Below are 25,273 nucleotides of genomic sequence, written 5' to 3'. Positions count from 1 at the left end.
GCGGCTCGAGTGGTCACCGGTCTGATAGTGACCGCGATCGAGGAGACGAAAAAGCTTCCGACCACCGCGGTCACCCTGCCCATGACCGCCGTGAGCTCCACGGTGCAGGCGGCGATGCGGTGGCAACAGAACATCGCCGAACTCGCCATCAAGGGCGACGAGGTGTTCGACACGCTCTTCCACCGCGCCGAGGAGAAGCCCGAGTGGGCCACCTTCGACGACGACGACGCGTTCATGGACCCGTCGCCGACACGCACCGACCGCTCCCCCGCTGCCGACCGCGACGGTGACCACGGCGACGGCGACTCGCCGGCGTCCGGCGACAACGGGACCGCTGAGTCCGACGGTGGCGCCACCGTCACCCCGATCTCGGCCGCACCCGGCGCCGCGGCGGCCACCCCCGCCGACATGCCCGAACACCAGGCCGAGACCGTCGAGCCCACCCCGCCCGTGAAGAAGGCCCCGGCGAAGAAGGCACCCGCCAAAAAGGCGGCGGCGAAGGCCCCGGCGAAGAAGGCCCCGGCCAGGGCGCCCGCGAAGAAGGCACCTGCGAAGGCAGCTGCCGCCAGCGCATCCGACGACGAGACGGGCGCGACGGGCAAGGGCCGTTTCGCGCTGTACAGCTCGGCACCGGAGACCGTCCTGCAGTCCGACGTCGAGTCGTCCCCCGCCGCCCCCGCGGCCGATGCCCCCGAGATCGTCGAGTTCCTCGACTACGACGCCCTCACCCTCGCCCAGCTGCGGGCGAAGATCCGTTCGGTCGATCTCGACGACCTGCGCGCGCTGGCCGACTACGAGCGCGGCCATCGCGGACGCGCCCCGTTCCAGACGATGCTCGACAACCGGATCACCGCCGCATCGGCGAAGTGATCGGCGTGGACACCGTCCCCGCCGACTCCCGAACCCGTTCCTCCACACGGTGACCGCGCCGGGCAAGTCCACACCGGAGGCGCCGTGGCCGGTGCGGACGCTCAACGCGAAGATCGGTGACTGGATCCACCGGCTCGGGCAGGTGTGGGTGGAGGGTCAGATCACCCAGATCAGCCGACGGCCGGGCACGAAGACGGCGTTCCTGCAGCTGCGGGACCCGTCGGCCGACATCTCGCTGACCATCACGTGCTCGCCGACGGTGATCGACCGCTGTGAGGTACCGCTGACCGAGGGTGCCCGCGTCATCATGGCCGGTCGACCCAGCTTCTACGCCGGGCGGGCGACGATCTCGTTGCGGGTCACCGAGATCCGGCCCGTCGGCATCGGGGAACTCCTCGCGCGCATCGAGCGTCTGCGCCGCCTCCTCGCCGCCGAGGGACTCTTCGACGACCGACTCAAACGACCACTGCCCTTCCTGCCGCACGGCGTCGGTGTGATCACCGGACGGGCCAGTGCGGCCGAGCGGGACGTGGTGAGCGTCGCGCAGGGCCGGTGGCCATCGGTGCGGATGATGGTGCGCAACACCCCCGTTCAGGGACCGACGGCGGTGCCGGCGATACTCAAGGCACTCGCCGATCTCGACGCGGATCCGTCGGTGTCGGTCATCGTGATCGCCCGTGGCGGTGGTTCGGTGGAGGATCTGTTGCCGTTCTCCGACGAGGCCCTGTGCCGCGCGGTGTCGCGGGCCCGCACGCCGATCGTCTCGGCGATCGGCCACGAGCCCGACCACCCGCTGTTGGACCTCGTCGCCGATCTGCGTGCCGCGACCCCGACCGACGCCGCCAAACGCGTGGTTCCCGATGTCGCCGCCGAACTGGCCCTGCTGGGTGAGCTGCGTGCGAGATGTGCCGGCGCGCTGCGGAACTGGGTGTCGCGCGAGCAGCACGGGCTCGCGGGCCTGCGTGCCCGGCCGGTACTCGCCGATCCCCTGCGCATGATCGACGAACGCGTGGCCGGCATCGAGCGCGCCCGCGGCGAGTTGCGCCGCGAGGTGGCGCGTTTCGTGGGCTACGAGGAGCAGCGCATCGAGAACCTGTCGTCGCGGGTGGCCACGCTGGGACCCGCACAGACCCTCGCCCGCGGTTACGCCGTGGTGCAACGCATCTCGGGCGACGAACCCCCACACGTGGTCGGTTCGGTCGACGACATGCCCATCGGGTCGCAGATCCGGGTCCGCGTGGCCGACGGCGCGATGCGCGCCGCGGTCATGCAGGCCGCCGAGAAACCCATCACCCGACGTGAGGACCGCTGATCATGGCCACCCGCAAGCCCGACGCCGCGACCGACGGAAGTACCGGGGGGTCGGACGCCGAGGAATCGATCGAGTCGCTGGGCTACGAACAGGCGCGCGACGAGTTGATCGGTGTGGTGCGGACCCTCGAGCAGGGCGGCCTCGATCTCGATGCGTCGCTGACGCTGTGGGAACGCGGCGAGGCGTTGGCGCGCCGATGTGAGGAACATCTCGAGGGTGCTCGCGAGCGGATCGAGACCGCGCTCGGTGACGTCGACGCGGACGACGCCGACGGCGATCTCGCCGATGACGACGACCTCGACGACTGAGCGCCCGCGCGCCGCGACCTATCCCGTCGGGACGGGCAGCGCGCTGCGCGGGATGACGGGGGCGGCCAGGACCGCCATGGCCATCGTGGTGAAGTCCCCGTCACCGCCCTTGCTGTAGAGCCCGATACGGACGTCGCCGAGGTTGGCGACCCAGATCGACCGGTCGTTGTCGGTGCGGTACTGCACCCACTGCTTCTCGCCGACCGTGATGGTCCCGCGGCCCAGGGACTCGCCCGGTGACAGATATCCGACCAGCGAGTCCTCGGGCGCGTTGGTCTGGCTGAGCTGCATGTACGCGCCGTCGGTGGTGAGGTATCCGGTGTTGCTCACCGAGGTGGCGTCGATGCCCGCGGTGCTGCCGGTGTTGGGCTTCCAGCCCCGCGGTGTCTCGGGCAGACGCACCGGGAACGGCAGCGACGCGGCGTTGGCGGTGAGCCCGGCCCGTACGTCGTAGGCGGGCGTCTTGTCGTCGCTCGCACCCCCGGTGAGACCCACCGAGCAGTTGCCCGAGACGACGGCGATGATGGCGCAGATCGCTATGAGCGGTATCAGCGACCAGATCATGTCCTTGTGATCGGTGAGGATCCGGGGTTTGGCAGCCACCAGACCAGTATCCACCCCGCTCGTGACAGGATTACCCCACCACACCAGACGACCCCAGGAGGCCGTAGATGTCCACCCCCACCCGTAACCCGCAGGCCCCGGACCGCAACCTGGCGATGGAGCTGGTGCGTGTGACCGAGGCCGCGGCGCTGGCCGCGGGCCGGTGGGTGGGTCGCGGAGACAAGAACGGTGGCGACAAGGCCGCTGTCGACGCGATGCGCGAACTGCTGTCGACGGTGTCGATGCGCGGCGTGGTGGTCATCGGTGAGGGCGAGAAGGACGAGGCGCCGATGCTCTACAACGGCGAGGAGGTCGGCAACGGCCAGGGGCCCGAGGTCGACGTCGCCGTCGACCCGATCGACGGCACCACCCTGATGGCCGAGGGCCGCCCCAATTCGATCGCCGTCATCGCGGTGTCCGAGCGCGGCACCATGTTCGACCCGTCGGCGGTGTTCTACATGGAGAAGATCGCCGTCGGTCCCGAGGCCGCCGGATCGATCGACATCACCAAGCCCGTCGAGTGGAACGTCCGCGCCGTCGCCGACGCCAAGGGCATCGAGGTCGGTGACGTGACCGTCGTCGTGCTCGACCGTCCGCGCCACGCCGATCTGATCGGTGAGATCCGCGCCGCCGGCGCGAAGGTGCGCCTCATCTCCGACGGCGACGTCGCCGGCGCCATCGCCGCGGCCGGCGAGTACAGCTCCGTCGACATGCTCATGGGCATCGGCGGTACGCCCGAGGGCATCATCACCGCGGTCTCGATGAAGTGCATGGGCGGAGAGATCCAGGCACGCCTGTGGCCGCGCGACGACGAGGAGAAGCAGAAGGCGATCGACGCCGGACACGATCTCGGACGGGTCCTCAAGACCGACGATCTCGTCAGCGGCGAGAACATGTTCTTCTGCGCCACCGGCGTCACCAACGGCGACATGCTGCGCGGGGTCACCTACCGCCGCAACGGCGCGACCACCCGGTCGCTGGTCATGCGGTCGAAGTCTGGCACCATCCGCCACATCGAGGGTGTGCACCAGTTGGCAAAGCTGCGCGAGTTCGCCTCGGTCGACCTCGGCCCCGGCGACTGACCGCCCCCGCGGCGACGAGGGCTGTCGCGGCGCGGTGCGCGGCGGCCCGTTAGGGTACCCAACATGAGCAACGACGCCACCGAATACCGCATCGAACACGACACGATGGGCGAGGTCCGCGTTCCTGCGGCCGCTTTGTGGCGGGCCCAGACCCAGCGCGCTGTCGAGAACTTCCCGATCTCGCACCGTCCGCTCGAGCGCACCCAGATCCGCGCGATGGGTCTGCTGAAGGCGGCCTGCGCACAGGTGAACAAAGATCTCGGGCTGCTCGATGCGGAGAAGGCCGATGCGATCATCGCCGCGGCGACCGAGATCGCCGACGGTGCACACGACGACCAGTTCCCGATCGACGTCTTCCAGACCGGTTCGGGCACCAGCTCCAACATGAACGCCAATGAGGTCATCGCGTCGATCGCGAAGTCGAACGGCGTCGAGGTCCACCCCAACGACCACGTCAACATGTCGCAGTCGTCGAACGACACCTTCCCCACCGCCACCCACGTCGCGGCCACCGAAGCCGCTGCCACCGACCTCATCCCGGCTCTCGCGCACCTTCACGAGGCGCTCGTCGGCAAGGCGACGCAGTGGCGCGAGGTCGTCAAGTCCGGTCGCACCCACCTGATGGATGCCGTGCCGGTCACCCTCGGCCAGGAGTTCGGCGGGTACGCCCGTCAGATCGAGGCCGGCATCGAGCGCGTCGAGGCATCGTTGGTGCGTGTCGGCGAGCTGCCCATCGGCGGCACCGCCGTCGGTACCGGGCTCAACGCACCCGCCCGTTTCGGCACGAAGGTCGTCGCAGATCTCGTGTCGCGCACCGGTGTCGAGCACCTCAGCCTCGCGAAGGACAACTTCGAGGCCCAGGCCGCACGCGACGGTCTCGTCGAGCTCTCCGGCGTCCTCAAGACCATCGCGGTGTCGCTCACCAAGATCGCCAACGACGTCCGCTGGATGGGGTCGGGTCCGCTGACCGGTCTCGGCGAGATCCGTCTGCCCGACCTGCAGCCCGGTAGCTCGATCATGCCCGGCAAGGTCAACCCCGTTCTGCCCGAGGCGGTCACGCAGGTCGCCGCGCAGGTCATCGGCAACGACGCCGCCGTCACCTGGGGTGGCGGCAACGGCGCCTTCGAGCTCAACGTGTACATCCCGATGATGGCGCGCAACGTCCTCGAGTCACTGAAGCTGTTGGCCAACGTGTCCCGCCTGTTCGCCGATCGCTGCATCAGTGGCCTCGAGGCGAACACCGATCACCTCAAGACCCTCGCCGAGAGCTCGCCATCGATCGTGACGCCGCTCAACTCGGCCATCGGCTACGAGGAGGCGGCTGCCGTCGCCAAGCAGGCCCTCAAGGAGGGCAAGACGATCCGCCAGACGGTGATCGATCGCGGACTGATCGGCGACACGCTCTCCGAAGCCGAACTCGACGCCCGCCTCGACGTGCTGAAGATGGCCAACCTCGACCACGAGCGGTAACAACACCCGGCGCGACCAAAACAGCCTCCCGCGACCATCAGGATGGTCGCGGGAGGCTGTTTTGGTCGCGGGTGACTACTTCTTGAGCAGGAAGTACGTCGGCTTGAGCTTGTAGTCCTGGGTCAGCAGGGCGCCGAACCGGGTCTCGCGATCGCCGAGAGTGCGGGGATCACTCGAGAAGTCACGGATGCTGTAGATGATCGCCGGCCCTGCGTAGGGCAGGCGCGCGATGAAGGCGAGGAGATCGCGGATCTGATCGCGCTGCTGCTCGGGTGTGTTGCCACCTCGGCCCGGACCGTTGCTGGGGGCGCCGATCTCGGTGAACCAGATCTTCTTGTTCGCGTCACCGTTGGCGACCATGAGTGCGCGCACCCGGGCGACGTCGGAGATGGCGTTGTCGGGGGCGTTCGCGATCCCGTTCGGGAACACGTACGGGTGCAGGGCGGCGGCATCGAAGAACGGGCGCGCGCCCGCCTTGTACATGTCGGCGATGAACTGCGGCGGTGAGTCGGTACCGGAGATGCGGCTCAGACCCGCGGCGATCACCGTCGACTGCGGCTGGATCCGCTTGATCACCGGGTAGCTCACGCGCAGCAGTTCGGTGTAGCGCTGCGGCTTGTTCGGCACCAGACCGAAGAAGGCCGGCAGGTTCGGTTCGTTCCAGATCTCCCACGTGTTCGAGCTGCCGCGGTAGCGCTGCACGGCCTTGCCGACGAAGTCGGAGAAATCGGTGGCACGCGCCGGCGGTGCGGTGCGCAGGATCCCGCCGCCCTGGAAGAACGGGGTGAAGGCGATGAGACCGATGATCCGCAGTCCGCGCGAACGGGCCGCGTTCACGACGCGGTCGGTGCCCGACCAGTCGTAGACGCCGGGGCTCTTCTCGATGGTGCTGCGGTCGATCAGCACCCGGAACCAACTCGCGTTGGTCTGCGCGACGGTGTTCATCTCACGATCGATGTCCTGCTGGGACAACGTGGTGATCAGGGCACCCTCGGTGAAGCCGTACCCGGCCGCGGGGACCAGCGGAGCGGCCGAGGCCGTCGGTACCGAGAAGAGCGCCAGAGCGATTGCGGAGACCACACCGACGATGAAGACTCGCAAAGAAGAGCGTTGCATGCGGTCATTCTTGCATTGGGTACGTGGATTCCGCGCATCGAGAACCTGTCGTCCGACCGTATGACCGGCCTTGTCCTCTTTGCGGTGTCGTCTACGCCGTCTGCGCTGCACCGACGACGCCGATGTCGATCACCGGGTCGCGTGCGGGATCGAGCCATTTGAGGACCGAGATCATCGTCGCCCTGTCGATCGCGACACATCCCTGCGTGGGGTTGCCGTCGGTGACGTGCAGGAAGATGCCCGAGGCGTATCCGGGACGGCGCTGCGGGTTGTGGGCGATGTTGACCGCGTAGTCGTAGACCGGGCCGCTGGTGTAGAGGTTCTCGCTGTCGCCGCCGGGGCTCGCGACCTGTCGAACGTGGGTGTTGTAGGTGGGTGACGAGGGAAACTCGTCCCACCAGTCCTGGGTGTCGGCCTGGAAGTACGGCATCTTCGTGCCCGGGTTCGCCTGGCGGCCGAAGGCCTGGTCGAAGGCGAAGGTGCCCTCGGGGGTACGCGGTACGTCGTCCTTGGGGACGCCGATGCCCATCGAGCCCACGAACGCCTTCACCGGCCCGATGACCGGCCGCCACACGCCGTCGACCTTGTCGTAGGCGGTCAGGGTCCCGGTGGTGTCCGATCGCTTGGCCACCGAGACGGTGACCATCTGCGTGGTCGAGGGGAAATCAACCGGGCCCGCGACCACGGGGTCGGCGGAGGCGGACGCCGATCCCAGGGCGCCGCCGGCGACCACGAGAACCGACAGGGACAGCGCGGTGAGGGCGGACCTCATGCGCAACATTGACCACATACGTAACTCAGACACCAGAGAAGTATGCGAGCACGCCGACCGGTAATCGATATCCGCGCGGTCACAACACAGCAGATATACGGTCACCGATCGGCGTGTGAGCTGGCTTACTCGCGAGCCGCGCTGCCGGCGCTCAGGCTCCCGGCGCTCAGGCTCCCGGCGCGAACTCCTCGAGCATCTCGGTGACGAGCGCCGCGATCGGCGACCGCTCCGAGCGGGTGAGGGTGATGTGGGCGAAGAGCGGGTGCCCCTTGAGCTTCTCGATCACCGCGGCGACACCGTCGTGACGGCCGACCCGGAGATTGTCTCGCTGGGCGACGTCGTGGGTCAACACCACCCGCGAGCCGGATCCCAAGCGCGACAACACCGTCAGCAGGACGTTACGTTCCAGCGACTGCGCCTCGTCGACGATCACGAACGAGTCGTGCAGCGACCTACCGCGGATGTGGGTCAGCGGCAGCACCTCGAGCATCCCGCGGCTGAGGACCTCCTCGATGACCTCGGTCGAGGCCAGTCCCTCGAGGGTGTCGAACACCGCCTGCGCCCATGGGCCCATCTTGTCGGCCTCGCTGCCCGGGAGGTATCCGAGCTGCTGGCCGCCGACGGCGTAGAGCGGGCGGAAGACGACCACCTTGCGGTGGGTTCGTCGTTCGAGAACCGCCTCGAGTCCCGCGCACAGCGCCAGCGCCGACTTGCCGGTACCCGCCTTGCCGCCGAGAGACACGATGCCCACGCTCTCGTCGAGCAAGAGGTCGAGCGCGACGCGCTGTTCGGCCGAACGCCCGCGCAACCCGAACGCCTCGCGCTCGCCGCGCACGAGCTGGACCTGCTTGTCGGCGTTCACCCGACCCAGTGCACTCGAGGAGCCCCCGAGGAGCCGAACGCCGGTGTGGCACGGCATCTCTCGCGCGGCGTCGATGTCGGTCACGCCCTCGGCGAACAACCTGTCGATGTCACCGGAGTCGACCTCCACCTCAGCCATCCCCGACCAGCCCGACACCACCACGTCCTGCGCGTGGTACTCGTCGGCGGCGAGGCCGACGGCACCGGCCTTCACACGCAACGGGGTGTCCTTCGAGACCAACACGACATCCTTGCCCTCGGCGCGGAGGTTCAACGCGCAGGCGAGGATTCGCGAATCGTTGGTGTCGGTGCGGAAGCCCGCGGGCAGCACGGCCGGATCGGTGTGGTTGAGCTCGACCTGGACGGTGCCGTCCTCGTCACCGATCGGGACCGGCATATCGAGCCGACCGTGCTCCAGACGGAGATCGTCGAGCATCCGCAACGCCTCGCGCGCAAACCATCCCAGCTCGTGGTGATGCCGTTTGCCCTCCAGCTCGCTGATCACCACCAGGGGAAGGACGACGCGATGCTCGGCGAATCGCGTCACCGCCCAGGGGTCGGACAGCAGCACAGAGGTGTCAAGGACATAGGTGCGTGTGGTCACGAAGGGCTCCTCGGCCGACGCGGCTCCCGCGCAGGCAGTTTCGACAGGACCGGGCCGGTACAGGGACCGGGGCCGGTCCCCTCGCGGTGTGTGACCAAACCACGAATAGAACCTCCCGGACGAACCACTTCCCCGCGGTCCGTCACTGCTGAACGTACGCCCGGCGCGGTCGACTTTCGCGTCAGGCGAGAACGCGTGTTCGTGAACAACGCGTAACGCGCCGCGGACCGCCGTTCGGCCGGCGTTCACACCGCGCGGTGCGCGGGGAGTCGATCTTCACGAACCGGTCATCGACGCGTCGTGCGCAGGTCGCGAGCGGTCCAGCACAGACTGGTCGGGTTGTACGCATGAGCAACCGTCTCTCCGCATCGTCGCGCGACGCCACGAACATCACCGTCGGCCCCGACAAGACCCTGCACGCAGGGGTCTCCCGGCGTCGCTTCCTCACCTGGACCGGTGTCGCCGGCGCGCTGGCCTTCACCCCAGGGCTCGTCGCCGACGCCGCACCCATCGGTCCGTCCCCCTCACGGGGCGACCACCTCTTCACCCTGGGGGTGGCGTCGGGTGATCCGCTTCCCGACAGCGTGGTGCTGTGGACACGACTGGCCGCAGATCCCCTGGCCCGCGGCGGCGGTATGGGACAGCGACCCGTGCTCGTAGAGTGGGAACTCGCCGGCGACGAGGCGATGCGGTCGGTGCTGCGCCGGGGCGTAGCGCTGGCGACCGCGGCCGACGGTCACAGCGTGCACGTCGACGTACGCGGACTCGCCCCCGCGCGCGACTACTTCTACCGCTTCCGCGCCGACGGCCACGTCTCCGACGTCGGTCGCACACGCACCGCCCCGGCGCCCGGATCACCGCTCGCGGCATTGACGTTCGCGTGGGCGTCGTGCCAGTCGTGGGGTGACGGATACTTCAACGCGTTCGCCGACATGGCCGCAGCGGCACCCGATGTCGTCTTCCATCTCGGCGACTACGTGTACGAGAAGGGCATCGTCGGCAGCGGACGCCGCACCTCGGTGGCCCTGCCCGAATCATGTGCCCGAGAGATGATGGCGCTCGACGACTACCGCGACCGCTACGCGCTGTACGAGCTCGATCCCCAACTGCAGCAGGCACATCGGGCCAGTCCGTTCATCACCGTCTTCGACGACCACGAGGTGGAGAACAACTGGGCGGGCCCGATCTCGGAGGACAACGCACCGATCCCCGAGTTCCTCCTCCGCCGCGCCGGCGCGATGAAGGCCTGGTGGGAGAACACCCCGGTACGTGCCGCCCAACGCCCCCGCGGTGCCGACGTGCAGGCCTACCGACGCTTCGACTTCGGTGATCTCGCGCGGTTCTCTGTCCTCGACACCCGCCAATACCGCAGCGACCAGGTCAACGGCGACAACGATTCCCCGCAGGACGCACAGACCGCCGACCCGCGCCGCACCATCACCGGTGCGCGGCAGGAGAAGTGGATCCTCGACGGCCTGGGCAACAGCGGGCGCCGGTGGAACGTGCTCGCCCACCAGACGACCATCGCCGACCTCGCGCGACAGGTCGACGGTCGCCGTGTGGTGAGCATGGACGGCTGGAGCGGCTACGAGGCGTCGCGGGCACGCATCCTCGACGGCGCGCGGCAGCGGGGTGTCCGCAACCTGGTGTCCATCGTCGGCGACATCCACCGCAACGTGGTCTCCGACCTGCGGTCGACCTACACCCGCGAATCCCCCACGGTGGGAATCGAACTCGCGGGGACATCGATCGCTTCGGGCAAGGACGGCGCCGACAGCGACGCGTCGGACAAGCTGCTCAAGGCCGCCTCACCCCACGTACAGTTCGGCAACGCCCAGCGCGGCTACGTGCTCAACCGCGTCACGCGGACGCAGTGGGAGGCGGAGTTCCGGGTCGCCGATTCGATCGCCGACCCGCGGACCACGCTGCACCGTCGGGCGACGGTCACCATCCCCGACGGTCGTTCACGCGCCGACGTGACGGCCTGACCGGAGCGCGACGCCCGCGGGCGTCAGCTGTCCGCGCGGGTGAGCAGCTTCTGACGGGCCGCCTCGGCGGAGTCGGAGAGTCCGTCGAGCGAACGCAGACCGAGCTGCTCGACCAGGGTCTTCGCGACGCCGACCAGAACCGACTCGTCGCCGTAGTCGGCGATGAGGGCCTGCTCGGCCTCGAAGCCGGAGATGTCGGCGCCGATCGGGACGGCGTTGTCGAGAGCGGTGGCCACCGCGATGACGGTGGCGTCGGGCTGGGCGTTGAGCGTCGCGTTGAGGAACGCGGCGAACGTCGACGCCTGGATCTCGTCGTCCTTGGCCACGTTGCGCAGGATCCCGGCGAGACTCTCGGTCTCGACCTTCTCGGCCAGACGGTTCGCGAACGCGACGCTCTGGTTCTCGTGGACGGCCATCGTGGCGAGGACGTACGCCGGCGACATGGTGCGCGACTCGGGGTTCTGCTGGTAGCCGTGCGTGACGTGCGACAGTCGCAGCGCCTCGACCCGCTCGGGATCGACCTGGCGTGTCACCACGAGGTGGTCACGCAGCGCGATGGAGTGGCGGTTGTCCTCGGCGGTCCAACGCCCGACCAGCGCACGCCATTCGGAGAAGGGCGGGAAGTGGATCCCCAGGACGCGGTGGAACGACGGCAGGTTCTCCTTGGTCATCAGCAGAGCCAGCACCGCCGCGCGGACCTCGTCGGACATCGTCGACTCGCCGGGCTCCCAGTCGTCGCCCCCGAGGAACGAGAAGTTGCGGCCCTCGTCCCACGGCACGAGGTCGTGCGGGTTCCACGTGATCGAGTTGTTCTCGTGTTCCTCGGCGATCTCAGGCAGCGCCTTCTCGAGGACCATGATCAGTTCGTCGTCGGCGATTGAAGTCACGCTGGTCAGGATAGTGACTGCCCGTGCGGGAGGGAAACGAACCCCGTCCTCTAGACGCGCGCAGGGGTGCTGAGCATCCCCCAGTCCTCGAGTCCGTCGTAGAGCGGGAAGTCCAGCGCCAGCTGCGACACGCGGCTGCGCAGCGCGGTGACGTCGGCGTCGGTGCCCGCGGCGAGCGCGGTGCCGATGATGTCGGCGACCTCGGTGAACTGCTCGGTGCCGAACCCGCGGGTGGCCAGGGCCGGGGTGCCGATCCGCAGTCCGGAGGTCACCATCGGCGGGCGGGGATCGAACGGCACGGCGTTGCGGTTGACGGTGATCCCGACCTGGTGCAACAAGTCCTCGGCCTGCTGGCCGTCGAGTTCGCTGTTGCGCAGATCGGCCAGCACGAGGTGGACGTCGGTGCCACCGGTGAGCACCGACACCCCCGCGCCGGCGACGTCGGCACCGGTGAGTCGGTCGGCGAGGATGCGCGCGCCCTCCAGGGTGCGGCGCTGACGCTCGGCGAACTCCTCGGTCGCGGCGATCTTGAACGTGACCGCCTTGGCCGCCACGGCGTGCATGAGCGGCCCGCCCTGCTGGCCGGGGAACACCGCGGAGTTGAGCTTCTTGGCCCACTCCTTCTTGGCGAGGATCAGACCCGAGCGGGGGCCACCCAGGGTCTTGTGGACGGTGGTCGACACCACGTCGGCGTAGGGCACGGGCGACGGGTGCACACCGGCGGCGACGAGTCCGGCGAAGTGCGCCATGTCGACCCAGAGCAGTGCGCCGACCTCTTCGGCGATCGAGCGGAACGCCTCGAAGTCGAGGGTCCGCGGGTAGGCCGACCATCCTGCGACGATGACCTTCGGCTTGTTCTCCACCGCGATCGACCGGACCTCGTCCATGTCGATGCGGAAGTCCTCCTTGCTCACGCCGTAGGTCGAGATGTCGTAGAGCTTGCCCGAGAAGTTCAGGCGCATCCCGTGGGTGAGGTGGCCGCCGTGGGCGAGGTCGAGACCGAGGAGCTTCTCGCCGGGCTCCATCAGCGCCATGAGCACCGCGGCGTTGGCCGAGGCACCCGAATGGGGCTGCACGTTGGCGAACTCGGCGCCGAACAGCGACTTCGCGCGGTCGCGAGCGATGTCCTCGACGACGTCGACGTATTCGCAGCCGCCGTAGTAGCGACGGCCCGGATATCCCTCGGCGTACTTGTTGGTCAGGACACTGCCTTGGGCCTGCAGCACCGCACGCGGCACGAAGTTCTCCGACGCGATCATCTCGAGCGTGTCGCGTTGACGGCTGAGCTCGCCGTTCATCGCCGCGGCGACGTCGGGGTCGAGTTCGGCCAGGGACGCGGAGGTCACATCGTGGGCGGTCATGCGCCCAGTCTATTGCGCCAATTCGGTCCGCAGGGCCGCCGGGGTCAGCGGCTCGTCGAGCAACCGACCGAAGCGGGCCGACCGTGCGGCCACCGACGTCGCACCCGGTCCGTACTCGAGCCATTGCGCCAGCAGTCGATAGCCCTCGACGTAGGTGCTGATGTAGGCCCGCCACAGCGGCGAGGACAGGAAGCGCAGCATCTGTCGCGCCCGGGCCGGCGACGCGAGCAGCCAGGTCTGCAGGTACTGCGCGACGGTGTCGCTGTCGCGACCGCGGTCGTGCAGCAGCAGCACCGCGTCTTGTCGGACCCCGAGCAGGCCACCGGTGGCCGTTGCGATGCGCTGGGCCCGCTCGCCGTCGAACCGCAGACCGAGATCGGCGTAGATCTCCTGCGCCCACAGCCCCCAGTCCGGACCGATCGTCGCGGTCAGCGCGTGGTCGGCGAGGCCCTCGGCCATCAGGCACTGCGGGGTGTTGACCAGGAAGATCGTCTGCTCGCGCTGCCCCGACCCGACGAGCAGTTGCTCCTTGCGGCAGTGCTCGGTGTGGTGGCCCGGATAGGCCTCGTGGGCGATGAGGTGCGGCAGCGACGCCATGTGCTGGGTGAGATCGGAGTTGATCGCGACCTTCGAGCGGTAGTCACCGAGGTAGTAGTTGAAGCCCGACCACGGCTTGTCGCCCACCACCTCGAACTCGACGACCTCGGAGTCGGGCAGTGGGTGATCGGCCCGGACCCGTTCGCGCAGAGCCGAACTGAACGCCGACACACACTCGTCGAGTCGGTCGGCGGGGATCTCGTCGGCGGAGCGGTGCGCGGCGTAGCGCTCGGCGAGATCGCCGCGTCCGGCCAGCACCTCGTCGAGCGCACTGTGGGATGCCCGGTAGGTGTCGGGGTCGCCCATCGCGATGTCGACGTCGAAATAGTGCGACACCTCCTCGACGAACCCGATCTCCTCGCCGGCGAACCGTCGGGCCGAACACTCCATCGCGCGCAGGTGCGAGGCGACGAAGTCGCGCCGGGCGGCGGGCAGATCCGACGCCTCCACATCGGCGCGCATCCCGCGCACCCGACGGGCGAGTTCCGCGGGGTCGGGGGCAGCGTCGCGCTGCGACTGCGCACGCAGCTGCGGATCACCGGTGTAGGCGTCGACGAAGCCCTCCTCGAGCCGGTCGAACGCCAGGCCCGCACGCAGGTAGTCGGTGATCAGCGACTCGGAATCGGTGGCGTCATCCATGCGGGCGACGCTACCGGGCCACCCCGGGGTGTCGGTTCGTCGTCACGTTCGCGACACTTGTCCCCATGCCGCGCGCACTCGGGATCGAGCGACTCCCCTCCAGGCCTCCTCGCCAGGCGACATCGCCGACCACACGGCGATCGGGGATGCGGGTCCGGCGGTCAGGGGTGGCGTGTCCCGCGTGACCGAACCCAGCCCGTACATCGAGCTGGACCGCGCCCAGTGGCGGCAGCTGCGTCAGTCGGTGCCGTTGGCGATGAACGAGGAGGAACTCCGCGGTCACCGGGGTCTCGGCGAGCAGATCGATCTCTCCGAGGTCGCCGACGTCTATCTGCCCCTGTCGCGACTGATCCACCTGCAGGTGGCCGCGCGGCAACGCCTGTTCGCCGCCACGTCGACGTTCCTCGGCGAGAGCCAGCCCGAACGCCAGGTGCCGTTCGTGATCGGGGTCGCCGGCAGTGTGGCCGTGGGCAAGTCGACCACCGCGCGCGTGCTGCAGGCGCTGCTGTCGCGCTGGGACGCCCACCCGCGCGTCGATCTCGTCACCACCGACGGCTTCCTCTACCCCACCAAGGAGCTCGAGCGCCGGGGCATCATGCACCGCAAGGGATTTCCGGAATCCTACGATCGACGCGCCCTGCTGCGATTCGTCACCGAGGTCAAATCCGGTGCCGCCGACGCCGCCGCACCGGTGTACTCCCATCTCACCTACGACATCGTGCGCGGCGAGCGACATCACGTACGCCAACCCGACATCCTCATCCTCGAGGGCCTCAACGTCCTGCAGACCGGGCAGCGGCTCATGGTGTCGGACCTGTTCGACTTCTCGGTCTACGTCGACGCCCGCATCGAGGACATCGAGGACTGGTACGTGCACCGTTTCCTCGCGATGCGGTCGACCGCCTTCGCCGACCCGAACTCGCACTTCCACGCGTACTCGTCGCTCTCCGACGCCGCGGCCACGCAGGCCGCGCACGACCTCTGGCACGGCATCAACCTGCCGAACCTGGTGCAGAACATCCTCCCGTCGCGACCGCGCGCGACGCTGGTGCTGCGCAAGGACGCCGACCACTCGATCAACAGGGTCCGGCTGAGAAAGATCTAGATCGCACGCGTGCAGGGTGTGGTTCAGCGCCCGAAGCGACGGCTGCGTGCAGCGTAATCGCGCAGTGCGCGAAGGAAATCCACACGGCGGAACTCGGGCCAGTAGGCATCGGTGAACCAGATCTCCGAATACGCGCTCTGCCACAGGAGAAATCCCGAGAGTCGCTGTTCCCCGGAGGTCCGGATCACCAGATCGGGGTCGGCCTGTCCCTTGGTGTAGAGGTGGGCGTCGATCGCCTCGACGCTGACCGCCGCCACCAGATCGTCCACATCGGCACCCTCGGCGACCCGATCGGCCAGAAGCGAGCGCACCGCGTCGACGATTTCCTGCCGACCGCCGTACCCGACGGCCACGTTGACGTGCATGCCGGTGCGGTCGATCGTGCGTTCCTGAGCGGTCTTCAACCGACGGGCCACCTGTTCGGGCAATTGGTCGAGGGTGCCCACGATCCGCACCCGCCATTGCTCGTCGGGGGTCGCGATCTCCTCGACGATGTCGGGGACGATCTCCATCAGCGCCTCGAGCTCGTCGGAGGCGCGCTGGAGGTTCTCGGTGGAGAGCAGGTAGATGGTGACGGTCTCGATGGAGAGTTCCGAGCACCAGCGCAGCATCTCGGCGATCTTCTGGGCACCGACCCGGTGGCCGTGACTGACGTCCTCGAACCCCGCCTCGCGAGCCCACCGCCGGTTCCCGTCACAGATGATCGCGATGTGCCGGGGCAGTCGCTCGGCGTCCATGAGCTGGACGAGGCGGCTCTCGTAGATCCGGTACATCGGTCCGCGGACACCGGTCGGGATCAGTCTCACGACATCAGGCTCTCGGCGGCGGAGTCATCACGGATCGCCTTCACGGAACGGAAGAATACTCGCCCTCCCTGCGTGTCACCGGAACCATCGAGCCAGGAACCTACGCTACCGTAGGTTTCACGCCGTACGATCACTCCGACGGAAGGCGGCACCCATGGTGACCGAGCAGTTCTCGACGGATCGACCTCCGGCAGGGCGATCCCCCGGGCACATCCCAGTGAGTACGCGCGCCCACGACGTCGCCGAGTTGTCGGTGCTCGCCGACCTCAGGCCCCGGATGCGCGGCTGGATCCACCTCTACTCGGGGTTCGTCGCCATCGTCACCGGCGCGACGCTCGTCTCGGTCTCGTGGGCGCTGGTCGGCCCGGTCGCCGCCGCGGCGTGCGGCCTCTACGCTCTCACCGTGTGCGGCGTGTTCGGGGTCAGCGCCACCTACCACCGGGTGAACTGGTCGACCGCACGTGCCCGCGTCTGGATGAAACGCGCCGACCACTCGATGATCTTCATCTTCATCGCCGGCAGCTACACCCCGTTCTGCGTGCTGGGTCTCACCGCGCCGGCGAAGTGGATCGTCCTGGCCGTCGTGTGGTCGGGTGCCGCCGCCGGGGTCACCCTGAAGATGGTGTGGCCCCGCGCACCTCGCTGGGTCGGGGTGCCGCTGTACCTGCTGCTGGGGTGGACCATCGTCGCCGTGCTCCCCCAGCTGCTCGACCGCACCGGGGTCGCGGTGGTCGTTCTCCTCGCGGTCGGTGGGTTCTTCTACAGCGTCGGTGCCGTCCTGTACGCGATCCAGTGGCCCGACCCGTGGCCGTCCACTTTCGGCCACCACGAGTTCTTCCACGCGGCCACCGTCATCGCTGCGCTCGTGCACTACATCGCCGTGTGGCTCGTGGTGTTCACCGTCGGTTGAGCCGGGGCGTCGTCAGGCCCGCCGTTCGTCGGCACCTGCGGGATAGCGGCTCGTGACGGCGATCCGGTTCCACGCGTTGATCATGATGACGGTGGCGAGCAGCTGTCCCATCGCGCGGGTGTCGAAGTGTTCGGCGGCGCGCGCGTAGACGTCGTCGGGTACCCCGCGGTCGCCGAGGCGGGTGACGGCCTCGGTGAACTCGAGCACCGCCTGTTCCCTTACCGTGAAGAAGTTCGGCGCCTCACGCCACACGGCGACCATGTGCAGCTTGCTGTCGGACATGCCCAGGGCGGTCGCGTCGGAGACGTGCATGTGCAGGCAGTAGGCACAGCCGTTCAACTGCGAGGCCCGGATCTTGATCAGTTCGCCGAGTTCGGCGTCGACGCCGTCCGCTGCCGCGGCCTGCAGGGCGACGAGCGCGTCGTAGACCCTGGGATTGGTCGCCGGGATGGCCACTCGCCGGCTGGGCGCAGGGTGCGTTTCTGTGGTCATACGAGCCACGCTAGGGACCGATTGACACGCAGTAGAGTCCAATCCGATGACGAATTCGTGGGCCGATCTGGCCGGACGGCTGGGTGCCGACCTGATTCTCGACGTCGAGTCCGCACCCGGTTCGCGGGGGCGACGGACCGCTCTGGCGGCCGCACTGCGCGCGGCGATCACCGACGGACGTCTCGTCCCGGGCAGCACGCTGCCGCCCTACCGCTCACTCGCCGCTGACCTGCAGATGGCCCGCGGAACCGTCGCCGGCGTCTACCAGGAGCTGATCGCGGAGGGGTGGTTGGTCGCGCGGGTCGGATCGGCCACCCGCGTCGCCGATCTGACACACGTCGCGACCACCCCGTACTCCCGCCCCGATCAGCCGGCGGTCCCCGCGTACGACTTCCGACTCGGCCAGCCCCAGCCGGCACTGTTCCCCCGCGCCGACTGGATCCGCAGCACCCGCCGAGCTGTGGAGGCGGCGCCTCACTCCGCGTTCGGGGTGGGCGATCCGCAGGGCCATCTCGCGACGCGAAAGGCGTTGGCGGCATACCTCGGCCGCGTGCGGGGCGTGCGTACCGACGAACACCACATCGTGCTCACCACATCGGTCTCACAGTCGTTGGAACTGCTCTCGCGCACTGTGTTCGGTGACACCGTCGCCGTCGAGAGCTATGGCCTGCCGTTCCACCGCGAGGTCATCGAACGCGGCGGCACCCGGGTCACACCGATCGCGATCGACGCCGGCGGTCTCGACGTCTCCCGACTCGCGGAATCGGCGGCGACGGCCGTGGTCGTCACCCCGAGTCACCAGTACCCCACCGGTCACGCACTCGACCCCCGCCGGCGGGCCCACCTCGTGGATTGGGCACGTACGCGTGGCGGCCTCATCGTCGAGGACGACTACGACGGGGAGCTGCGCTACGACCGCGACCCGGTCGGCGCGATCCAGGGGCTGGCTCCCGAGGACGTGATCTACCTCGGTTCGGCCGGCAAGTCGCTGTCGCCGGCCGTGCGCATCGGGTGGATCGTGGTGCCCGACCGGATACTGGCGGACGTGGTGCGCGCCAAGGGGCTTCGCGAGGCGACGGCCAGCATCGTCGATCAGATGGTCTTCGCCGACATGATCGAATCGGGTGCCTACGACCGCCACGTGCGGCGCAGCCGATCGCACTACCGGGTGCGGCGAGACGCCATCACCGCCACCATGCAGGCCCGCGGGGTGGAGGTGTCGGGGATGTCGGCCGGGTTGCACGCCGTGCTCACCGTGTCGCCGACGGTCGAGGCGAGGGCTCTGGAGCTCGCGGCACAGCGCCGGTTCGTCGTCGCGGGACTCGACGGGTTCCGACATCCGGACGCCACCCCACTGCCGTCCGGGGGGATCGTGGTCGGCTTCGCCACACCCCCCGAACACAGGTTTCAGGCCGACATCGCCGCGCTCGCGGACCTTCTCGCGACCGCTGCCGACAGCGACTCGATCACGTCGACGGTGGTGTCGAAGTCCATGCACTTGTCGGTCACCGACTGCCCGTAGACGAGCGGCTCGCCCGGTGTCCGGTGATCGAGCGACTGGGCACCGGCGACGAGGAAGCTCTCGAGCATGATCCCCGAGACCTCCTGTGTGCCGCGGCCGATCATCGCGGCGACCTCGGTGCCCACCTCGGCCTGACGACGGTGATCCTTGCCTGAGTTGGCGTGCGAGCAGTCGATCATCACGCGCGGCGGGTTGCCGGCCGCCGAGAGGACGTCCGCGGCGGCCCGCACCGAGTCGATGTCGAAGTTGGTCCCGGATCGGCCGCCGCGCAGGATGACGTGACAGTCGGCGTTGCCCGCGGTCTCGACCACCGCCGCTCGACCCTGGTCGTCGACGCCGAAGAAGACGTGTTGCGCCGCAGCGGCGTTCACACCGTCGACTGCGGCCTGTACGTCGCCGTCGGTGCCGTTCTTGAACCCGATCGGCATCGACAGACCCGAGGCGAGTTGCCGGTGCACCTGCGATTCGGTGGTGCGGGCACCGATGGCGCCCCACGACACCGCATCGGCGATGTACTGCGGGCTGGTGGGCTCGAGGAACTCGCATCCGACCGGCAGGCCGAGGTCGATGACGTCGAGCAGCAGGGCCCGCGCGGTCCGGAGCCCGCGTTCGATGTCGAAGCTGCCGTCCATGGCGGGGTCGTTGATGAGGCCCTTCCATCCGACCGTGGTGCGCGGCTTCTCGAAGTACACCCGCATCACGATCTTCAGACGCGAGGCGTGGGTGTCGGCCACCACGGCCAGCCGCCGCGCGTAGTCGAGCGCGGCCACCGGGTCATGGACCGAGCACGGTCCCACCACCACGAGCAGGCGGTCGTCGGTGCCGGCGAGGATGTCGGCGATCTCGGCCCGATCGGCGGCGACCCGTCGCGCACGACGGTCGGTCAACGGGAGTTCGGCCAGCAACGTGTGCGGCGAGGGGATCGGCCGGAAGGCGCGGATACGTCGATCCGACGTCGATTCCGCGGCCATGTCGGTCAGGTCGGTGGTCATGGGGTGTGCCTTTCGTGGACTACGGCACACGTTGCGATCCGCCCCGGCGCCGACAAACAAAAAGCAGCGACCGTGACGGTCACTGCTCGGGGCTCCGGGGTGGGGGTTCGCTGGCTACGTCGCTCGACGCGCTCCATCGACGGCTCCACCCGGAGCCTCGATAAAACGCCAGTAATAGGCGCAGCCGGTGGTGATCACATTTGCGAATGTACACGAGCCCTTCGTCACCACGACAAATCGGGCTTGTTGTGTTTTCTCACAGACCTGTTCGGAAGGGTGCGTTACCTGAAGTTCGTGAGCCTAACGTCCCTTTTCGAGTGATCGACGTCACGATCACCCGTTCGACACCCTTACCTGGAGGACACACCCATGAGGTTCAACACCACCGTCCGCTCGCGCGCTCTCGCCACCGTCGCCGCGACGGTTGCCGTCGTCGGCGCGACGATCGGGGCCGGAGTGGCCGGTGCCGCGACGATCTCCCCGGCGAACACCGCGTTCACCGCACCCGGAACGATCTCGGTCACCTCGGACGCGTCGTTCGGCGTGCCGGTCAACTGCAACATCACCCTCACCGGCTCGGTGAACGCCGACGGCAGTGCCGCATCGATCACCGGCGCGAAGGTCAGCGGCAGCAACTTCCTCTGCGGCGTGCCCGTGATCAAGGGCCTGCCGTGGACCCTCACGCCCACCAGCGCCACCACCGGCCAGGTCTCCGGCGTCGCGTTCTCGGTGCTGAGCAGCAACTGCGGCCCGGCGACCCTCGCGGGATCGTTCGACAACCTGACCAACACCCTGACCTCGACCAACCAGTCGCTGCCGGGCAACTGCACGATCAACAACCTGACCGTCAAGCCGAACCCGGCCTTCACCCTGTCCTGATCGATCGGGTCCGACCCATCCGGCCCCGTGCGTTGTCGCTACTAGTTGTCGCGACCTCGTGCGGGGCCGGTGTCGTTCCCCACGCTGCCGGGATCGGTTCCGTCGTCGGCGGCCTGATCGGGCTCGGGCTCGTCGCGGGAGAAACTCGTGGGCAGCTTGCGCAGTCGTTTGTTCATCGACCGGATGAGGAACACGGTTCCCACCAGCAGCAACAGGACGAGCAGAAGGCCCAGCGGCGACGCCTTGCCGAACTCCGGACCGTCGGCGTCGCGTGCGAGCACGTCGGTGACGTGCGCGCCGGCAAGGACCAGGGTGCTGTTCACGACTGCTCCGCGGCGGCGTCGAGGCCGGCGAACAGGTCGGTCTCGGGGATGGCCGTCTTCACCCGCGTCTTCGCGAGCTCGTACTCCTCGGTGGGCCACAGCCGCTGCTGCCACTCCATCGGCACGGCGAAGAAGACCCCGTTCGGGTCGATCTGTGTCGCGTGCGCCCGCAACGCCTCGTCGCGCGCGGTGAAGAAGTCACCGCAGGTGATCTGTGTGGTGACGCGCCCCATCAGGTCACCGCGACTGGGGTCCCAGTTCGCGAGCCATTCCTTGTACGGGTTGTCCTGCCCGTGCTTGTCGAACTCGTCGGAGAAACGGATCATCCGGTCGCGGATGAAGCCGTGTGTGTAGTAGATCTTCGGGACCGTCCAGGGGTCTCCCGCGTCGGGGAACCGCTCAGGGTCACCAGCCGCCTCGTAGGCGGCCATCGAGACCTCGTGGCAACGGATGTGATCGGGATGCGGGTACCCGCCGCGCTCGTCGTAGGTGATCATCACGTGCGGACGGAAGTCGCGGACGACCCGGACCAGCGCCTCGGTCGACTCCTCGAGGGGGACGAGCGCGAAACAGCCCTCCGGGAGCGGTGGCAGCGGATCGCCCTCGGGCAGACCGGAATCGACGTAACCCAACCACGTCTGTTCGACACCCAGCGCCGCGGCGGCCTTGGCCATCTCCTCCTTGCGGACCTCGGGCATGCGCTCCTTGATCCCCGGCAGGTCCATCGCCGGGTTGAGGATGTCGCCACGTTCGCCGCCGGTCAGGGTCACCACCAGGACGTCGTGGCCCTCCGAGGAGTACTTGGCCATGGTCGCCGCACCCTTGCTCGACTCGTCGTCGGGGTGCGCGTGCACCGCCATCAACCGAAGGCCACTCACTGCACTCGTCCTCACTTCTTTCGACACCGCTCGTCATCGCTCGCCGCTCATCGGCCCGGTCGGGCTCCGTCACCGCTCGCTGCAGCAATTCTCCCACCGGGAGGTCCCGACGGGCCGCGCGCCCCTGATCGCACCACTGCTGCCGAACCGGAGCGCCCTCGCACTCATGGTAGGTATGGACCATGACCACCGGCCTCACACCGCCCCCCGGCCGGTACCCCACCGAGCGTCCGGTGAGCACCCGGCGCCGCTGGCTGATCATCCTGTCGATCGTCGTGGTCGCCGCGGGCCTCACCGTCGCCTTCGTCGGCTACAAGAAGTTCGCCGACCCGCCGGTCTCGGGCGAGGCGACCGGTTACGACATCGTCGACGCCACCACCATCGACGTCCAGTTCACCGTCACCCGCAGCGACCCGCGCGAGCCGGTCGCCTGCGTGGTGCGCGCCCGTGCGCGCGACGGCTCCGAGGTCGGACGCCGCGAGGTCCTCGTCGCCCCGGGCGATGCGCAGCAGACCGGCGTCGTGTCGCGGGTCCGGACCTCCGCCGCACCCGCCATCGGCGAGGTGTTCGGGTGCTCGCAGACCGTGCCGGCCTATCTGCGGCCGCCCACCGACTGATCTGCTTCATACGATCGGACCACATCCGATAACAGGTTGGTATCAGTCGTTTTTCTCCGCTAACGAAGTGCAGCGGTACTGCGAGATACCGGACAACACGTCCCGGTAGAGAGCAGAGACCCCGCCATGAGAATTGCCCTCCCCTCGTTTCCCCGTTCCGTCGCCCTTCTGAGCCTCAGCGCGTGCGCGGTCGGCGTCCTCGCCGGCTGCGGCACAGACGATGTGTCGTTCCCCACGCGCGACCGCACGGCAACCGCCACGGCCACCGCAGATCCATCCTCCGATGTCGCTCCGGTGACGACACCCCTCCCCTCGACCACCACGGTGACCGCGGTCGTTCCCGCGTCCGGCGGGGGTGGGGGCACCGGAGGGTCGGATTCCGACGGCACGGGCAACTCCGGTTGCGCACCGAACATCGGAACCGCCGCCGCGGCCGTACGAGACGCCCCGCGCATCCCGCAGCCCGGCGGCAACGGTTCGTGGCACGCGTACAACGCCGGCGGTGCGTGGTGCCGAGGACTGAGCCGGATCGAACTCGATCGGGCAGGCGCACTCGCACCGGTCCGTGAGCACCAGATATTGATCTATCACGACGGCCACTTCCAGGGCACCGGGATCAGGTGCGAAGCGCGCTGGGGGCAATACGTTCTCGCGACCTCACCGGACGCCATCACCGTCCAGTACACCTACATAGACCTGACCAATCCGGCGCAACAGCACTCTCAGGGCGGTGTCGGCAAGGTCGATGTCACGTTCCGCTGGAACGGTTCTCACGTCGTGATGGACGGCACGCTGCCGTACGCCTTCACCGAGGGGAAGTGCTGACATGACCGCGACTCGACGCTCGACTGTGGCGATGTACGGCGGGCGCCGGCTCACCTGTGCCCTCGTCCTGGCCCTCGCCACCGGCGGCGTGCTCACCGGCTGTGGCGACACCCCCGGTACCGCGTCACCCTCTACCGTGACAGTCACCGCGACGTCGTCCCCATCCGCGCCAACTGCGTCGTCCTCCGCCGCGGCGGAAACGGACGTCTCTGGCGGTGACTCCGCAAGCGGCGGAGAGGATTCCGGTGGCTCCGGCTCGGGCGCGCAGCAGGCGACAGCGTCATGCGACCCCGATTCGGGCGTGCCGTCGACCGTGTCGGCCGACATGCGACGTATCGCTCCGCCGATCACGTCCCCGACGTGGCGCGTATCCCAGGTGGGTGGCAACCCGTGCGTCGGCCTGAGCTGGGTCGAGGTGTTCGCGTCTGCGGCGGTGATCCAACCACCACGGCAACTCCTGATCTACCACGACGGCCGGTTTCTCGGAACCGGTATCCGTTGTCAGACCAGGTATCCCGAGTACGTGTCGCTGCCCGCGAACAACGGCATCCGCGTGACCTACCGTTCTCCCGACCCCTCCGACCCCCTCCAGTCGACGACCCAGAACCCGGTGGGCGTCGCGAACGTCGAGTTCCGCTGGAACGGATCTCGCATCGTGATGGAGGGGACCTTGCCGTACGAGATCACCCGAGGCCGATGCTGACCACCTCGTCACACCCGCCCCCACAACCCGAGACCACCCGACCCGAAAGACGATCATGACCATCGTGACACGCACCGCGACAGCCGTTCTCGGACTCTGCGCAGTTGCCTCCCTCGCCGCCTGCGGTTCCGACGACGCGACCACCGCGACCCCCGCGACCGTGACGGTCACCGCATCGTCGCCGAGCACGACCACGTCGGTGGACGCACCCGAGACCGACGTCGCCGACACGGCGCAGGGTGGCTCGGGCTCCGACGGCGGCAGCGGGGGCGACGTCGCCGCGCCCGCGCCCACCTCTGACCGGGCGCCGCTGCGCCGATGCGGCACGACCAACCCTGCTCCCGCAGAGCTCGACAGGGCCATCGCGTCGGTCCCCACCGACGGGCCCGGATATCGCTGGGTGACGGGCGCCGCGAATTTCGACAGCTGCAACGACATCTCCTACATGGAGCTCGACACCCAGGGAGCCACCGTGTCCTCGCCGCAGCAACTGCTGATCTTCAACCGCGACATGCGGTTCATCGGGACGGGGATCAAGTGCAACGTCGGCTACCAGGAGGTGATCGGCGCGAGCCGCGACCGGATCACCGTGCGATACCGGTACCTCACCGGCGACGAGCCGCTCGCCGCACCGCAGGGATCGACGCAGGTGACGTTCCGATGGAACGGGTCGCGTGTGGTGATGGACGGAACACTTCCGTTCGCGGTGACCCAGGGAAAGTGCTGATCCGTCGCCACGAGCGGCATACTT

Annotated in this window: 26 protein-coding genes; 14 read left to right on the top strand and 12 right to left on the bottom strand. The window is 68.6% G+C overall.

Going from position 1 to position 25,273, the window contains the following annotated elements; all coding sequences use genetic code 11:
- Positions 1-27 precede the first annotated feature (27 nt).
- The 3 genes from TU34_RS06650 to TU34_RS06640 are packed head-to-tail and all read left to right on the top strand — an operon-like array spanning position 28 to position 2,490.
- Positions 28-870, top strand: coding sequence for a lipid droplet-associated protein (locus tag TU34_RS06650; protein ID WP_338062987.1), 843 nt, complete (start codon positions 28-30; stop codon positions 868-870).
- A gap of 49 nt (positions 871-919) precedes the next feature.
- On the top strand, positions 920-2,182 hold the full coding sequence (gene xseA / locus TU34_RS06645) for an exodeoxyribonuclease VII large subunit (RefSeq protein WP_045822062.1): 1,263 nt from the start codon (positions 920-922) through the stop codon (positions 2,180-2,182).
- A gap of 2 nt (positions 2,183-2,184) precedes the next feature.
- The gene (locus tag TU34_RS06640; RefSeq protein ID WP_045822061.1) at positions 2,185-2,490 is read left to right on the top strand and encodes an exodeoxyribonuclease VII small subunit; all 306 of its coding nucleotides are present in this window, start codon (positions 2,185-2,187) and stop codon (positions 2,488-2,490) included.
- Between the two features lie 18 nt (positions 2,491-2,508).
- Here the strand turns inward: TU34_RS06640 and TU34_RS06635 are convergent, their stop codons facing one another.
- The gene (locus TU34_RS06635; protein ID WP_045822060.1) at positions 2,509-3,093 is read right to left on the bottom strand and encodes a DUF4245 domain-containing protein; all 585 of its coding nucleotides are present in this window, start codon (positions 3,091-3,093) and stop codon (positions 2,509-2,511) included.
- A gap of 68 nt (positions 3,094-3,161) precedes the next feature.
- On the opposite strand from TU34_RS06635, the gene glpX reads away from it, so the two are divergent.
- The gene (gene glpX / locus TU34_RS06630) at positions 3,162-4,175 is read left to right on the top strand and encodes a class II fructose-bisphosphatase (RefSeq protein ID WP_045822059.1); all 1,014 of its coding nucleotides are present in this window, start codon (positions 3,162-3,164) and stop codon (positions 4,173-4,175) included.
- A 63-nt stretch (positions 4,176-4,238) separates the two neighbouring features.
- Positions 4,239-5,645, top strand: coding sequence for a class II fumarate hydratase (locus TU34_RS06625; RefSeq protein WP_045822058.1), 1,407 nt, complete (start codon positions 4,239-4,241; stop codon positions 5,643-5,645).
- Positions 5,646-5,720: 75 nt separating this feature from the next.
- Here TU34_RS06625 and TU34_RS06620 read toward each other — a convergent pair whose 3' ends face one another.
- The 3 genes from TU34_RS06620 to TU34_RS06610 all read right to left on the bottom strand — a co-directional run bounded on the left by TU34_RS06620 (position 5,721) and on the right by TU34_RS06610 (position 8,998).
- A complete protein-coding gene (locus TU34_RS06620; protein ID WP_065973524.1) occupies positions 5,721-6,761 on the bottom strand; it encodes a glycoside hydrolase 5 family protein in 1,041 nt (346 codons plus the stop codon).
- Positions 6,762-6,852: 91 nt separating this feature from the next.
- Positions 6,853-7,533: a L,D-transpeptidase family protein gene (locus tag TU34_RS06615; RefSeq protein WP_328857502.1), complete on the bottom strand. Its 681-nt coding sequence runs from the start codon at positions 7,531-7,533 to the stop codon at positions 6,853-6,855.
- Positions 7,534-7,699: 166 nt separating this feature from the next.
- Entirely contained in the window at positions 7,700-8,998 is a 1,299-nt protein-coding gene (locus TU34_RS06610; RefSeq protein ID WP_045822057.1) for a PhoH family protein, read from the bottom strand.
- 347 nt (positions 8,999-9,345) lie between these two features.
- On the opposite strand from TU34_RS06610, the gene TU34_RS06605 reads away from it, so the two are divergent.
- Positions 9,346-10,986: an alkaline phosphatase D family protein gene (locus TU34_RS06605; protein ID WP_045822056.1), complete on the top strand. Its 1,641-nt coding sequence runs from the start codon at positions 9,346-9,348 to the stop codon at positions 10,984-10,986.
- 23 nt (positions 10,987-11,009) lie between these two features.
- On the opposite strand, the gene TU34_RS06600 is transcribed toward TU34_RS06605, so the two are convergent.
- From TU34_RS06600 to TU34_RS06590, 3 genes are read right to left on the bottom strand one after another with little or no spacing between them, the layout of a single operon-like run.
- A complete protein-coding gene (locus tag TU34_RS06600) occupies positions 11,010-11,873 on the bottom strand; it encodes an acyl-ACP desaturase (protein WP_045822055.1) in 864 nt (287 codons plus the stop codon).
- A gap of 50 nt (positions 11,874-11,923) precedes the next feature.
- Positions 11,924-13,234 (bottom strand): serine hydroxymethyltransferase, encoded by a 1,311-nt coding sequence (gene glyA, locus TU34_RS06595; protein WP_045822054.1) that lies wholly within the window; start codon positions 13,232-13,234, stop codon positions 11,924-11,926.
- Positions 13,235-13,243: 9 nt separating this feature from the next.
- Positions 13,244-14,470, bottom strand: a complete 1,227-nt coding sequence (locus TU34_RS06590; RefSeq protein ID WP_045822053.1) for a hypothetical protein — start codon at positions 14,468-14,470, stop codon at positions 13,244-13,246.
- A 172-nt stretch (positions 14,471-14,642) separates the two neighbouring features.
- Between TU34_RS06590 and coaA the strand changes: the two genes are divergently transcribed.
- Positions 14,643-15,575, top strand: a complete 933-nt coding sequence (gene coaA, locus TU34_RS06585) for a type I pantothenate kinase (protein ID WP_045822052.1) — start codon at positions 14,643-14,645, stop codon at positions 15,573-15,575.
- 23 nt (positions 15,576-15,598) lie between these two features.
- Here the strand turns inward: coaA and TU34_RS06580 are convergent, their stop codons facing one another.
- Complete coding sequence (locus TU34_RS06580) at positions 15,599-16,381, bottom strand: isoprenyl transferase (RefSeq protein ID WP_045822051.1); 783 nt, start codon at positions 16,379-16,381, stop codon at positions 15,599-15,601.
- A 154-nt stretch (positions 16,382-16,535) separates the two neighbouring features.
- Between TU34_RS06580 and trhA the strand changes: the two genes are divergently transcribed.
- Positions 16,536-17,291 carry a PAQR family membrane homeostasis protein TrhA gene (gene trhA / locus TU34_RS06575; protein ID WP_082079947.1) on the top strand — a complete coding sequence of 252 codons (756 nt, stop codon included), beginning with the start codon at positions 16,536-16,538 and terminating at the stop codon, positions 17,289-17,291.
- A 12-nt stretch (positions 17,292-17,303) separates the two neighbouring features.
- Here trhA and TU34_RS06570 read toward each other — a convergent pair whose 3' ends face one another.
- A complete protein-coding gene (locus TU34_RS06570) occupies positions 17,304-17,783 on the bottom strand; it encodes a carboxymuconolactone decarboxylase family protein (RefSeq protein WP_045822050.1) in 480 nt (159 codons plus the stop codon).
- Between the two features lie 46 nt (positions 17,784-17,829).
- On the opposite strand from TU34_RS06570, the gene pdxR reads away from it, so the two are divergent.
- A complete protein-coding gene (gene pdxR, locus TU34_RS22950) occupies positions 17,830-19,305 on the top strand; it encodes a MocR-like pyridoxine biosynthesis transcription factor PdxR (protein WP_150116428.1) in 1,476 nt (491 codons plus the stop codon).
- Here pdxR and TU34_RS06560 read toward each other — a convergent pair.
- A complete protein-coding gene (locus tag TU34_RS06560; protein ID WP_045822049.1) occupies positions 19,191-20,297 on the bottom strand; it encodes a 3-deoxy-7-phosphoheptulonate synthase in 1,107 nt (368 codons plus the stop codon). The genes pdxR and TU34_RS06560 overlap by 115 nt on opposite strands.
- A 369-nt stretch (positions 20,298-20,666) precedes the next feature.
- Between TU34_RS06560 and praA the strand changes: the two genes are divergently transcribed.
- Positions 20,667-21,176: an alkane oxidation protein activator PraA gene (praA, locus tag TU34_RS06555; protein ID WP_045822048.1), complete on the top strand. Its 510-nt coding sequence runs from the start codon at positions 20,667-20,669 to the stop codon at positions 21,174-21,176.
- A 41-nt stretch (positions 21,177-21,217) separates the two neighbouring features.
- Here praA and TU34_RS06550 read toward each other — a convergent pair whose 3' ends face one another.
- Both TU34_RS06550 and mca read right to left on the bottom strand, forming a co-directional pair.
- On the bottom strand, positions 21,218-21,499 hold the full coding sequence (locus TU34_RS06550; RefSeq protein ID WP_045822047.1) for a hypothetical protein: 282 nt from the start codon (positions 21,497-21,499) through the stop codon (positions 21,218-21,220).
- Complete coding sequence (mca, locus tag TU34_RS06545; protein WP_045822046.1) at positions 21,496-22,359, bottom strand: mycothiol conjugate amidase Mca; 864 nt, start codon at positions 22,357-22,359, stop codon at positions 21,496-21,498. The genes TU34_RS06550 and mca overlap by 4 nt, the downstream gene beginning before the upstream one ends.
- 200 nt (positions 22,360-22,559) lie before the next feature.
- Between mca and TU34_RS06540 the strand changes: the two genes are divergently transcribed.
- The 4 genes from TU34_RS06540 (at position 22,560) to TU34_RS06525 (ending at position 25,249) form a co-directional block, all read left to right on the top strand.
- Complete coding sequence (locus tag TU34_RS06540; RefSeq protein ID WP_045822045.1) at positions 22,560-22,994, top strand: DUF4307 domain-containing protein; 435 nt, start codon at positions 22,560-22,562, stop codon at positions 22,992-22,994.
- A gap of 294 nt (positions 22,995-23,288) precedes the next feature.
- Positions 23,289-23,819 carry an LppP/LprE family lipoprotein gene (locus TU34_RS06535; protein ID WP_160298510.1) on the top strand — a complete coding sequence of 177 codons (531 nt, stop codon included), beginning with the start codon at positions 23,289-23,291 and terminating at the stop codon, positions 23,817-23,819.
- Between the two features lie 31 nt (positions 23,820-23,850).
- Positions 23,851-24,522, top strand: coding sequence for an LppP/LprE family lipoprotein (locus TU34_RS22945; protein WP_238981211.1), 672 nt, complete (start codon positions 23,851-23,853; stop codon positions 24,520-24,522).
- A 55-nt stretch (positions 24,523-24,577) separates the two neighbouring features.
- The gene (locus TU34_RS06525; protein WP_045822042.1) at positions 24,578-25,249 is read left to right on the top strand and encodes an LppP/LprE family lipoprotein; all 672 of its coding nucleotides are present in this window, start codon (positions 24,578-24,580) and stop codon (positions 25,247-25,249) included.
- Positions 25,250-25,273: the final 24 nt, after the last annotated feature.

The sequence above is a fragment of the Williamsia herbipolensis genome, from assembly GCF_000964005.1.
Taxonomy (GTDB): Bacteria; Actinomycetota; Actinomycetes; order Mycobacteriales; family Mycobacteriaceae; genus Williamsia_A; species Williamsia_A herbipolensis.
The sequence above is the reverse complement of the archived record's forward strand: the minus strand, read 5'-3'. Positions and strand labels throughout refer to the sequence as shown.